This is a genomic window from Chryseobacterium sp. A321 (genome assembly GCF_054489265.1).
Map to the genome: position 1 here is coordinate 1,902,648 of NZ_JBTMWZ010000001.1, position 12,613 is coordinate 1,915,260.

Sequence of the window (12,613 nt, forward strand, 5' to 3'; positions counted from 1 at the left end):
CCGGCTGTTGCCTGGCTTACTGCACTGCTGTTCCAATAAACCTGATTGGTCTGCCTATTGTGAACCCAGTCTGTTCCTTGTCGTCCATCAGGATCAATAAAACGAATGGATTATTAAAAGCATAATTATAAGGACTATGTCTTGTCATCTTCTCCGCCAGCGGATCTACAACTCCCCATCTTCCAATATCCGGCATATAGAATCTCGCTCCGTAGTCATACATCCCTGTTTCTTGCAGTTCTTTGCCGTTGTACTTGTACTGATAGCTGGGCGTAGCACTTGAGGTCGAGTTGTATCCTTTGTGCTTTAGCCCAAAGGGATAGTAATTGTTTTCTTCTAGAAGGGTAAGAACGCCTGCGCTGTTTTTATAATAGCTCACCCGAATGTTTCCTAAGTGATCCACGTACTGGTAAATATACGCGTTTTTTACAAAATCGTAATACCCCTCTGAGGTCTTACTAAACTGTAAGAGGGGCGCTGTGGCAGAACCCTCATATTGGAACGCGCCCTGGTACTCAGTGGTCTTAGTTCCATAGGTCTTTCTTAGTTTGGTGCCATCGGCTAAGTAGGTGTAAGTCGTGAGGGTGTCCCCCACGATTTTCGTGGGAAGGTTTAAAGGGTTGTATTTAATTTGAGCGATGCCTTTGTCGATATGACTTGTCATATTGCCATTGGCATCGTAAGCGATCGTAGCTCCTCCCAAAGGATAGCCTAGAGGACTTCCACTCTGATCGACCACCTTAACGAGGGCATTTCCCGAGTAGGTGTAACTCAGCTGATCGATCTTCTGGACAGGCGACTGATCCCTCTCTCCGTAGCGGGTAAGAGATTTAATATTCCCATTTAGATCGTAGGTGAGGTGCTCATCGTAAGCCCCTGAGGCTAGATCTGAGGAGCCGGGTTTGGAGTAATAACTCCCCAAAAGCCTATCGCCAGTATCGTAGCGGTAGCTGTAGCGCCTTAGAAGGGGACTAGCACTCTTAGAGTTCCAATCCATCTGGGATATATTGCCGTTGTACTTCGCCAAAGACCCTGTGCCCGCTACGGGGTTTTGATACCGAAGTGTAAAACCAAACAAGTCGGATCCTAGATTCTGGGGGTTGTTTACCTCAGTGAGCCAACCCCGAATGTTGTAGCTGTAGTTTACCTCCTGCAAGGGAGCACTTAGAGTGCCTCCCACCTTTTTACTCGAGAGCCTCTGCGCCTCATCGTAAGTGAAGTGACTTAGAAGCTCCTCTGCTCGCGAGTCTACCTTATGGTAATGGTGGGTGAGGCGATTGGAGGAGTCGTAGAGCTTGCGCTCCTTGAGGGAGGTCTCTGCATCGCTTGCTGTTCGTTTGTGACGCGTGAGGGTCTCTAGGGGAAGTCCTGAGAAACTGCAGAGCAAGTGTCTTAAAATTGATAAATATATACTATAGTAAGTACGTATATGAATAATCATCAACATCGCGAATCGTGTTAGCAAAGCGATATTGATGTTATTAAATAACGAAATTAGAATGATGTTTACTCAAAGTTGTCCATCCTTGATGCTATATATTATAACTTATCTTAAGTTTTCATGTACGAAACCTTTAAACGACTGTCTGTATACTAACTTTGATGGAATAAAATAAATTTTTATTAAAGAAGTCATTATTTTTTTGTTAGAAAAGTATCAAGCCGAACACAACTTTGCCCTATAATTTATATTATGTTAAATAGGATTGGTTTCTGAATTCAAGGACCAATCTGTTTATTTCGTAAGCCAGACCCTATTTTCACGCAGACAATCCTGTGCTTCAATCTTGAATATCAAGAACATAAAAGTCGCCTTTTCACGAATAAACACCTCGAACATTGTCATCCTTTCAACTACCAATGGCGAAATTATTCTATTTCTCAGCAATACGGTTAAATGCTTTTAATCTATTTTCTTCAGGTAAATTTAGATAGATTCGGCGATTTTTTCTGTTGTTTGTGAAATTATACCCAAGTAAGGATCTTTTTCTAAATAGCAAAGATTCCACGTGCAACTCTAGAAAGTTCACTTTCATTCACCAACCATTTTAAGGCTGTAGAAACAGCTTTATAATTTCCATATGAAAGAAAATTTTCCGTATAAAAAAGCGAACCCCTCTTCGCTTTATTTATTTTTCAAGGATTTTAAAATCAATGCTTTACATATTTATTTTCATGCATTATTGTCGCAAATTTAGGAAACATTTGCGACCAAATTCAATTTAAATAAATAATTTAATCACCTCGATTCTTTCCCTTTCTTCAACTGATGTATTAAGTATATCAGTTGGTGTACTAAGGACATTAACTAGTGTATTACGTATATCACCTATTATCAAAAAATAAAACGGTTGTAAAGCATTTATTACAACCGTTTTTCTTGAATAATCTATAATGTATTTTACTGCAGTACTATTTTAGACATTTGTCTAGGAACTGCTCTTGCTCCCAAAGAGTGTGTAATACAGATTCCTTCGCTGCATATCCATGCGCTTCTAAAGGAAGTAATACCATTCTTACAGGCGCTCCAAGATTCTTTAGAGCTTGGAAGTAACGCTCAGTCTGCAAAGTAAAGGTTCCTGGATTATTATCCGCATCTCCGTGAATTAAAAGCATTGGAGTTTTCATTTTATCCGCATGCATAAACGGCGACATGGTGTTGTACAAATCTGGATTGTCCCAATAGTTCCTCTGCTCTCTTTGGAATCCAAAAGGCGTTAGGGTTCTATTGTAAGCTCCACTTCTTGCAATTCCACAGGCGTAGTCTTTAGAATGGGTCAAAAGATTTCCAGTCATAAAGGCACCATAAGAGTGACCTCCTACTGCTACTTTCGTACGGTCGATATACCCTAGTTTATCCACAGCATCAATAGCTGCTTTGCCATTGGCCACAAGTTGAGTAATAAAGGTATCGTTAGGCTCTGTAGTCCCTTCTCCTACAATTGGGAAGGCTGCATCGTCTAGAACCGCGTAGCCTTTGGTCACCCAATAGATAAACGATCCGTAACTTGGGAATGTGAAATCGTTAGGATTCTGAGTGATTTGACCCGCTGTTTTCTTGTCTTTGTACTCTGTTGGGTAAGCCCAGATAAGAAGAGGTAATTTTTCTTTCTTCCCTACTCGATCGTAATTCGCAGGCAAATAAAGCGTTCCACTAAGTTGAACTCCGTCTGGACGGGTATAAGAAATCACTTCCTTATAGACATTGCCCAAACTTTCAAAAGGATTTTCAAAGTGAGTCACAGCTGTCCCTTTGCCATTCTTTATATTTCTTACATAGGTATTTGGATATTCTTTGGCCGACTGCTGAGATACGAGAATGGTCCCTTTCTTAATATCAATGATATCTATAATATCTTCTTTCGCTCCTTTTAGAGAAGAGGTGTAGAGTCTTTTCTTCGCAAGCGTTTTAAAATCCTGCTCATCTACGAAAGGCTTCTGCCCCTCTTTTGTGAATCCATCTCCAATGAGAAGAACTTTCCCATTCTGAACATCGACCACGCTCTGACCAAATTCATTGCGAGTACGGCTATAGGATCCTGGATCACTGTAAACATCCTGCGAGTTTCTATCCTCAATGACTTTAGAGTCCCCTGTCTTTAAATCCACTAAGAAGGATTTAGTATTACGGGTATCGTACCAGCCCTCATGCACAATGGCAAAATTCGAATTGGTCCAAGTAATTCCGGAATAACGCTGCTGAGTCTTAAAGAAAGGCACTGGATTTTGCGTAAAAGGAGCATCCCAAGTGGAAATTTGATCTCTGTACTCCACTTTTTTCGCAGGATCACCTCCATCAAGCGCTTCTGTAAAAACTAATGTGGAAGGTTTATCGCTTCTCCAATACATACTTCTTTTCCCCATTCGAACGGCAGAAAATCCTTTTGGCATGATTTCGTTTCTTGGGACTTCATTTACGACTTTCACTTCTTTTCCGCTCTCATCATAAACCGTACTCACCATTGGGAATCGGCTAAGAGGAACGATATAAGAATAAGGTTTTTGAATGGTCGTAGAGAGAAGATACTTTCCATCGGGAGAAAAGCTTAAAGAAGAATAAATGGCTTTGTCTTTATAAGGACTAGATTCTCCATTAAGATTCACTTTGTGAAGCTCAGAATGGGTAAGAGCATCAAAATTAGCTTCGTCTTGAGGGTTGCTTAGTAAATCCTGGTACGTTCTATTCTGAGAGACTCTTCCGTCCGAGTTGGAAACGATTGGACCCGTAGGTAAGTCTTTCGAAGGATCGATTAATTGCGGACGATTAGAAGGAATTACTTTAATCAATAGATTTTCTGAATCTCTAAACCAAAGATAAGGAGACCCTAAATTCGCATTTAGATTGTCAGGAGTGATTTTCTTTGCGCTAGCCGACTTCATATCCACAACCCAAAGCTCTACTCCACTTGCTGTCGTGTTTGTAAAGGCAAGTTTGGTCTCGTCCGGTGAGAATCCAAAATTAGCAATTTTTGCATTCGAAGGAAGTCCTTTCACTTGAACTTCGGACTTATCACTAAGCTTTCTTACTTTGATATTGTTGACATACGTGGTGCTACTTGAGATGTTGGTCACGGGATTGATCCTTAGACCTCCTAAGCGCATTTCCTCTTGGTTTAATTCGTCAAGAGTTTTGTAGGTGTTTCGGTACGAGAATACCATCCACTCTCTTCCACTGTCCATAAAGACCGAAGGAGCTCTTTCGTAATCCGCAAGCTTAAGAATTTCTGCAGAAGGTTTTTGATAAGTAATGTTTTCCTGGGCCGTGGAAAGACCCATGAATGCCAGTAAAACGGCAGTTAATTTTAACTTCATAGTTTATACAATTTGCACGAAAATAGGAAAATTAAACCAAACTATGAGTATATGCATAACAAATTGCCCAAAACTTATCAAAGTGTCGCTAATTCTTTAGAATAGATGAGTTGAGGCCTTAAGTCAAGCCTCTAAAAAGGTTCAGGTATGCCGTCGCGAAAATGCCGTTTTAATCAAAATAAACGACTAAGAAATTCAGGCTTTGAGAGACATCCTCCCCTAAAAAGGTCAGTTAAAAAAGAAATGTAATAAAATTTTTACCAAGCAGAACTCGCTCTTTTCTTTGTAATCATTCCGTCAATGGAATACTTTCCGGGACCAAAAGCCATTAGCAAAAGATAAATGCTTAGGTAAAGAAGTCCCATTTCTTGGTCACTAAATAAATCTCCACCGTGCACCACGAAGGATATTACTGCAGTTAAAGCTATTAGAAATAAAAGTGCTCCCCTAGTGAAAAGTCCTAGTATGACAAAAATCGAACATACCACTTCTACAAAAACGCAAAGTCCTAAGGTAAACTCAGATCCTAATCCTAGAAAGTTATAGAATTCGATCGGCTCCCCAGAGGACAACTTCATAATCTTTGGAAATCCATGGGAAATCATTCCAAAGCCGATAAAGAGTCGTACCACTAGTAAAATGAAGTCATTAACACGGGGATGGGTGTGGATTGAAGTTAGAAAATTCATAGAAAGTAGTGATTTGGTAACAAAACTAAGAAAAAACCTTTAAACCGCGCAGCAAAAAAGCATTATCCTTCTAACGATAGCCGAAATTCTTGAGATCTCGCTCGTTTTTACGCCAATCTTTTTTGACTTTGACAAAAAGGTTCAAGTGAATTTTTTTATCAAAAAATTTTTCGAGATCAACCCTTGCCTGAGTCCCTACTTTTTTAATGGCTTCTCCTCTATGTCCAATGATAATCCCTTTTTGGGTTTCTCTCTCTACATAAATGATGGAATCAATGACAATAGCTCCCTCCTTTTCAATAAACTGTTCGGTAACGACTTCCACAGAGTATGGAATTTCCTTCTCGTAATTCAGAAGGATTTTCTCCCGAATGGCCTCGTTTACAAAGAAGCGCTCCGGCTTGTCCGTGTATTGCGTTTTATCGTAATAAGGCGGGCTATCAGGGAGTAATGACTTTAGTTTCGGAAGAATTAAAGCGGTGTTCACGCCTTCAATCGCAGAGATCGGAAGAATTTCTGCTTTTGGAATTTTCCCATGCCAAAAGTCGATGACAGCTTCCATTGCTTTTTGATCTGAAATATCGATCTTGTTCACAAGAATAAGGACAGGAACAGGAATTTTGTTGAGTTTGTCAATCAAAAATTCAGAAGGTTCCGTTTTGTCGGTGATGTCGACAATAAAAAGAAATACGTCTGCATCTTGAAGAGAATCCTTTACAAAATCCATCATCTTTTCTTGAAGGCCGTACTTAGGATCAAGCACTCCAGGGGTATCCGAAAAAACGATCTGCACGTCTTCTTCGTTGTAGATACCAAAAATTCGATGGCGGGTGGTTTGCGCCTTCTGCGTCACGATGGCGAGCTTTTCTCCCATCAGTGCATTCAAAAGGGTTGACTTCCCTGCATTGGGTTTCCCCACGATATTAACAAATCCAGCTTTGTGCGTATTCACAGCAATAATTTTAAGTAAGGGCAAAGTTAAGGATAAATTACCGATTTATTTTTTTCGAACGATCGGTAGAATTTCGTTCTCGCTGAGCCCATAGCGCTTTTGCTCTTGTTTTGAGAAGTTCTTAGAGTACTCAAGTACTTCCACTTCGAATCCCACGGATTCAAGACGCGTAAAGTAATCCATTCCGTACCAACGCACATGGTCGTATTGTCCAAAATGAATTTGTCTTTCTTTCGGATCGGTAATGGAAAAGTCTTCATAGGTTTGCTTTTCACTTCTTTTTAAAGGAACTTGCAAAATTCCCCAACCGCCCGGCTTTAAGACGCGATAGAGTTCGCTCATGGCCTTTCTATCTTCCACAATATGTTCAAGAACATGGTTGCAGAAAACCACATCAAATTCTTCGTTCTCAAAAGGCAATTGAAGTAAATCGGCTTTGACATCGACAATGGGTGAATACAGGTCCGCCGACACATAATGAAGGTTCTTCATTCGTTTGAAACGCTTAAAAAAAGCCTGTTCTGGCGCCATGTGAAGGACTTTCAAGGAATCCGAAAAGAACGAGGTCTCTTTCTCTAGATAAAGCCACATCTGACGGTGTCTTTCTAGACTTAAAGTTCCTGGGGCCAACGCTCCGGGTCTTGGGGTTCCATACCCATAGGGAAGAAACTTCCGGTAGGATCGTTTGTCAATGGGATCGGTAAAGTCTTTTCCCCGAAACCAAAGATAAAGCAAGGGTCTAAGTGCTAAACTCAGTCGAATTAATATCGGCCGAGGCAACGCATTTAGAAGGTATTTTGCTAGTTTCTGCATCTAGAAATCCAGCGTAAAAGGAGCTTCTTCGTCAGACTCAATTCCTAACGCTTCGTAAATAAATTTATAAGTGGACAGCAACACGGGTTTTCCCCCAATGATGCATACATCGTGTTCAAAATGAGCCGAGGGTTTGTTATCTAATGTAGTCACGGTCCATCCGTCTGAATGAAACTTCACTTTTTCAGTTCCTAGGTTAATCATAGGTTCAATAGCAAGTGCGATCCCGTCTTTTAATACTTTCCCACTCCCCTTCTTCCCATAGTTAGGGACTTGAGGATCCTCGTGCATTTTGCGGCCTAGTCCATGCCCTACCAACTCACGAACCACACCATAGCCGTGAGATTCACAATACGTTTGAATTGCATAAGAAATATCCCCTACACGCTTCCCTCTAACGCACTGCTCGATTCCTTTGTAAAGAGATTCTTTTGTAACCTTTAGGAGCTTTTTAACTTCTTCATCCACTTCTCCCACTTCAAAGGAATACGCGTGATCTCCGTAAAAGCCATTCATGTACACACCGCAATCCACAGACAAAACGTCGCCTTCCTCTAAGGGCTTATCGTTCGGAATCCCATGTACCACTTCTTCATTCGGAGAAATACAAAGGTTCTTAGGAAATCCATACTGTCCGAGGAAAGCAGGAATACCCCCGTGATCACGGATGAATTCGTCGGCAATTTTGTCTATGTAATTGGTGGTAACCCCTGGTTTTATTTCGCTGGCCACCATTCCTAGCGTTTTCGAAACCAACTGTGCACTCTCGCGCATCAGTCTTAGTTCTTCTATGCTTTTTAGTTGTATCATATTCGTTTACCAAAAAAGGCCTTTTTTCTTATCTTTTTTCATTTTTGAAAATGCGAGGACTTCTCCTCCTTCTACACGAAATTCAATCTTTTCATCGAGAATTCTGTAAATCTCACCCCAACCTGGAAATCCTCCTAGATTGCGATCGTCAATAAACAAATCTGCATCAATTTTTCGCGACGCATTCTGTTCATCAAAGACTTCCCCTTCAAAGCTTGAATTGACGCTGTAGAATTCAAGTCCTTGCTTGCGGCAAAATTCAATCGCCTCGTCGAGTTCTTTGCCGCTTCGGTAGGTCCATAGAATTAGGCGATACCCCTCACTTTGAAGTTTTTTCAAGGTGTCGAATGCAAATATTTTAGGTTTTCCGATACTAGGATAAGCATCGTCTACAATAGTACCGTCGAAATCTATCGCCAGTTTTTTATTGCTTTTCATCATGTTCAAACTATTTTCCGAGTGCAAAGGTACAAAAAAAGAGCCGGATGTTTAGGAAACTCCAGCTCTAATAGAATGTTTAGAATCGCTCTGTTAACTGCGTACCCATTTGAATTTGTACTCCTGGTCCGGAGTGGAAATTCGATCGGTTACGCGTTGAAGTCGAGAGGGCAGTTTCATTAGGTACTCCTGCGCTTTTTGAGCCGACTCATTTAAGTTGTCAAAATGCTCAATTTTCCAATCGTCAAGAAGTTGTTTAAGGATATCAATATAGTCCTGAGCCGTATACACCATGCAACGCTGCGCCGCATCCGAAAAATGAGACCAAAGCTCTCCTGCTTTCTGTCCACTTTCTCTCATCATATGGGCAGGCATGACAATTTTCTTTCTCATCATGTCTTCAAAAGCAAGCATCATTTCGGAAGGATCCATTTCAAAAATACGCGTTACAAAATGCTTGTATGCCTTGGCGTGTCTCGCTTCATCCGCTGCAATGACGGCGCACATTTTGGCTAGTTTTTTATTCCCGCTTTGCTTCGCAAAAGTTCCTACTCGTCGGTGGGAGTAATTGGTGGCTAACTCTTGAAAACTTGTATAGACAAAGTTTCGGTAAGGATCGGCTGAGGTTCCCAAATCAAATCCATCTTGAATCAGGTATTGAGTGGTAATCTCTACTTCACGCATATTTACTCTTCCACACAGATACAAGTACTTGTTAAGCAAGTCTCCGTGTCTATTTTCTTCTGCGGTCCACGATCGAACCCATTGGCTCCATCCTCCACTTTTTTCTTGTTCAACGCCATCGATTCCCATAATCCAACTTTCGTAACTGGGTAGGGCCTCCTCTGTGATACAATCTCCAATAAGAGTCACAAACAAATCGTACTCCATGTCCTGCGCAAAATGCTGCAATTCTTGGACCTCGTCTTGAAAGGAGTCACTAGTTGGATCCGGTAGAAAATCAGTAGGTTGCCATATTTTTTCTACAGGCGTTAAATAAGTATCGATAAAAGAATTGACTTCTGGACTTAAGGATCGCATGACCTCTAGTCGCACTAATTTATTATACATCGGGTTGGTTTCTGAGGTGCAAGATAGTTAAATAATTATTTTTAGCATAACACATTGATGGGAATTTAAGGCTCAATCAGAACCTCTCCCGTCATTATTTCTGGAATTTCGATTCCCATAGCTTTAAGGATCGAGGGAGCAACATCCCCAAGTTTCCCTGGTTTTAAGTTCCAAACTTGGTCTTTGTCCATGACAATTAAAGGAACCAGATTGGTTGAATGCTGTGTATTGGGCGAACCGTCCTCGTTTTTCATCACATCGCTGTTCCCATGGTCGGCCAAAATAAAGACACAATATCCATGCTCATAGGCTGCAGTGGCTACTTTTTCGATGCAGGAATCGACGGTCTCGGCGGCTTTCACTGCCGCTTCAAACACACCCGTATGACCGACCATATCGGTATTGGCAAAATTCAAACAAATGAAATCCGCACTTTCGTTGTTAATCTCAACCAAAATATTTTCGGTTATCTCGTAGGCGGACATTTCCGGTTTAAAATCGTAGGTAGGAACGTCCTTCGGACTTGGGCATAAAATTCTCCTCTCCTTAGCAAAGGGTTCTTCCCGTCCCCCAGAAAAGAAAAAAGTAACATGAGGGTATTTTTCTGTTTCCGCGACGCGAATTTGAGATTTGCCATTGTTTTCAAGAACTTCTCCCAGTGTACCTTGCAAAACTTCTTCATCAAAAACCACTTTTACGTTTTTAAACCCTTTGTCGTAATTCGTAAGCGTAACATAATACAAATTTAATGCATGCATATTGTACTCTGGAAAATCCCTTTGGCACAAGACTTCCGTGATTTCGCGTCCACGGTCCGTGCGAAAATTAAAACTAATTACCACGTCGCCTTCTTCAATTAAGGCCATCGGAAGATGACTTTCCTTTTGCATGACGATTGGCTTTAAAAACTCATCTGTGATTTCCTCGTCGTATGAATGCTGAATGGATTCAAGAGCATTGTAAGATGGTTCTCCGATTCCTTTCACCATGGCATTGTAAGCTAATTTGACTCTTTCCCATCGTTTGTCTCGGTCCATGGCATAATATCTTCCTACGACAGAGGCTAACCTTCCTCCTGTGGTTTGCATATGCGTTAAAAGCTCATCTATGAAATGCACGCCCGATTGCGGATCGCAGTCTCGTCCATCTGTAAAGGCATGGACAAAGGTACAATCTGAAAGTCCATTTTCATGAACGGCCGTTAAGAGTCCTTTTAGGTGGTTGATATGAGAGTGCACTCCCCCATTGGAAACCAGTCCAATCAAATGCACTTTTTTGTGGTTTTTCTTTGCGTACTCAAAAGCCTCTGTGATTGCATTTTCTTTTCCTAACGTGGCACTTTCCACAGCCATATTTAATTTCACCAAATTCTGGTACACCACTCGGCCGGCGCCTAGGTTCATATGCCCTACTTCTGAATTTCCCATCTGACCGATGGGAAGTCCCACAGCTAGTCCGCTTGCCTCTAAGGTGGTGTGTGGGAAATTTCTATATAAACTGTCCATAAACGGAGTGGAGGCCTGATCGATGGCAGAAACGCTAGGATCCGTTCCGAGTCCCCAACCGTCGAGTATGGCAAGTATTGCTTTTTTTGACATGATGTACTAATTTTACTTTTACAAAATTACCAAAACAATTCCCAACCTTCCTACTTTATCAGCGAAAATCGAATTGGAAGAGGCGAAATAAAGAGTTGTAGAGCGTGAAAACCTTTCGCGTTTCTTGCTCTACCTTTCCATTGAAGCATAATCTTTATTAATAGGAGGAACTTTCCAGATTAATTCCTAATTTTGACTGATGGATTTAAGAGATCAATTAAAAAATTTGTTTCCCGACCATGAGGAACAAGAATTAGAAGAACCGATCGAAGTCTTTGAGCAAAAGTCAGCTTTGGTCTGCAAATTTGAAAAGAAAGCGCGAGCAGGAAAACCGGTCACGTTAATCGAAGGATTTGAAGGCCCTCAATCGGAACTAAAAGCCTTATCCAAAACCCTAAAAACTCGCCTCGCGTTAGGTGGATCAGAAAAAGACGGCGTCATCATAATCCAAGGCGATCACCGGGAAAAGATTATGACGCTTCTTAAGGAATTAGGGTACAAGACAAAACGTGTGGGAGGATAAACCCCTCTACTTTCTCTTTTTCTAATTCGAAAATAAAAATCAATTTCAACTTATGATAAACAAACTTGCAGCCTCCGAACTGGTTTTAAACCCAGACGGAAGTGTATACCATCTCAATTTATTGCCTCAGGACATTGCCACGAAAATCATTTTAGTGGGCGATCCCGATCGAGTTCCCAAAGTATCCTCTTTTTTCGATACGATTGAACTTAAGAAAAATAAACGAGAATTCTATACCCACACAGGTACGCTTCGTGGGGAAAGAATTACAGTCATGTCTTCAGGGATTGGAACTGAGAACATCGACATCGTTCTAAACGAGCTTGATGCTTTAGTGAATATCGATTTAGAGAAAAAAGAGCTTAAGACCTCTCATACCTCATTAGAGCTTTTTCGCTTAGGAACCTGCGGATCGGTGCATCCCGATATCGAAGTTGACCAAATGCTGGTCACAAAAAACGTCGTAGGACTCGATGGACTTCTTCATTTCTACCCCGATTATGAATTTGAGAATAAATTTTCAAAAGCCTTTTTAGAAGGATTCCCATACGAACGTATTAAAGGAATGCTCTATTTTGCGGAACAGTCCAAAGAAATTGCACATTACTATAAGGATGCCCCATACCATGGAAATACAGCCACATTCCCGGGCTTCTATGCACCTCAGGGAAGACAACTGCGACTTCGAAGTGTGGATGAGAAATTCTTAGAAACTCTAAACGATCTTGGCGTTTCCAATTTTGAAATGGAAACCTCCGCCATTTATGGGCTTTCGGCCCTACTAGGTCACAAAGCCTTAACCGTGAATAACGTGGTGGCCAACCGACGACGAGGAGAATTTGTTGCGGACCATCATGCCTCGGAAAAGAGAATGATTGATTGGGTGCTAGAACGAATCATTAACTAA

Annotated in this window: 12 protein-coding genes; 2 read left to right on the forward strand and 10 right to left on the reverse strand. The window is 41.2% G+C overall.

The window, feature by feature from the left end:
• Nucleotides 1–16: 16 nt before the first annotated feature.
• The 10 genes from ACX3PZ_RS08880 to gpmI all read right to left on the reverse strand — a co-directional run bounded on the left by ACX3PZ_RS08880 (nucleotide 17) and on the right by gpmI (nucleotide 11,183).
• Nucleotides 17–1,441, reverse strand: a complete 1,425-nt coding sequence (locus tag ACX3PZ_RS08880) for an RHS repeat domain-containing protein (protein ID WP_459112589.1) — start codon at nucleotides 1,439–1,441, stop codon at nucleotides 17–19.
• A gap of 548 nt (nucleotides 1,442–1,989) precedes the next feature.
• On the reverse strand, nucleotides 1,990–2,133 hold the full coding sequence (locus ACX3PZ_RS08885) for a DUF6088 family protein (protein WP_459112754.1): 144 nt from the start codon (nucleotides 2,131–2,133) through the stop codon (nucleotides 1,990–1,992).
• Nucleotides 2,134–2,412: 279 nt separating this feature from the next.
• Complete coding sequence (locus ACX3PZ_RS08890) at nucleotides 2,413–4,812, reverse strand: alpha/beta hydrolase family protein (RefSeq protein WP_459112590.1); 2,400 nt, start codon at nucleotides 4,810–4,812, stop codon at nucleotides 2,413–2,415.
• A 257-nt stretch (nucleotides 4,813–5,069) separates the two neighbouring features.
• Nucleotides 5,070–5,501 (reverse strand): DoxX family protein, encoded by a 432-nt coding sequence (locus tag ACX3PZ_RS08895; RefSeq protein ID WP_459084059.1) that lies wholly within the window; start codon nucleotides 5,499–5,501, stop codon nucleotides 5,070–5,072.
• A 70-nt stretch (nucleotides 5,502–5,571) separates the two neighbouring features.
• The gene (gene era, locus ACX3PZ_RS08900) at nucleotides 5,572–6,453 is read right to left on the reverse strand and encodes a GTPase Era (RefSeq protein WP_459112591.1); all 882 of its coding nucleotides are present in this window, start codon (nucleotides 6,451–6,453) and stop codon (nucleotides 5,572–5,574) included.
• A gap of 45 nt (nucleotides 6,454–6,498) precedes the next feature.
• A complete protein-coding gene (locus tag ACX3PZ_RS08905) occupies nucleotides 6,499–7,266 on the reverse strand; it encodes a class I SAM-dependent methyltransferase (protein ID WP_459084061.1) in 768 nt (255 codons plus the stop codon).
• Nucleotides 7,267–8,076 carry a type I methionyl aminopeptidase gene (gene map / locus ACX3PZ_RS08910; RefSeq protein WP_459084062.1) on the reverse strand — a complete coding sequence of 270 codons (810 nt, stop codon included), beginning with the start codon at nucleotides 8,074–8,076 and terminating at the stop codon, nucleotides 7,267–7,269.
• Nucleotides 8,077–8,082: 6 nt separating this feature from the next.
• The gene (locus ACX3PZ_RS08915; protein ID WP_459084402.1) at nucleotides 8,083–8,514 is read right to left on the reverse strand and encodes a BT0820 family HAD-type phosphatase; all 432 of its coding nucleotides are present in this window, start codon (nucleotides 8,512–8,514) and stop codon (nucleotides 8,083–8,085) included.
• Nucleotides 8,515–8,607: 93 nt separating this feature from the next.
• The gene (locus ACX3PZ_RS08920; protein WP_459084063.1) at nucleotides 8,608–9,585 is read right to left on the reverse strand and encodes an acyl-ACP desaturase; all 978 of its coding nucleotides are present in this window, start codon (nucleotides 9,583–9,585) and stop codon (nucleotides 8,608–8,610) included.
• A gap of 65 nt (nucleotides 9,586–9,650) precedes the next feature.
• Entirely contained in the window at nucleotides 9,651–11,183 is a 1,533-nt protein-coding gene (gene gpmI, locus ACX3PZ_RS08925; RefSeq protein WP_459112592.1) for a 2,3-bisphosphoglycerate-independent phosphoglycerate mutase, read from the reverse strand.
• Between the two features lie 199 nt (nucleotides 11,184–11,382).
• Between gpmI and ACX3PZ_RS08930 the strand changes: the two genes are divergently transcribed.
• Together ACX3PZ_RS08930 and ACX3PZ_RS08935 are read left to right on the forward strand one after the other, a co-directional pair.
• Nucleotides 11,383–11,706 (forward strand): translation initiation factor, encoded by a 324-nt coding sequence (locus ACX3PZ_RS08930; RefSeq protein ID WP_459084065.1) that lies wholly within the window; start codon nucleotides 11,383–11,385, stop codon nucleotides 11,704–11,706.
• Between the two features lie 52 nt (nucleotides 11,707–11,758).
• Nucleotides 11,759–12,613: a nucleoside phosphorylase gene (locus ACX3PZ_RS08935; RefSeq protein ID WP_459084066.1), complete on the forward strand. Its 855-nt coding sequence runs from the start codon at nucleotides 11,759–11,761 to the stop codon at nucleotides 12,611–12,613.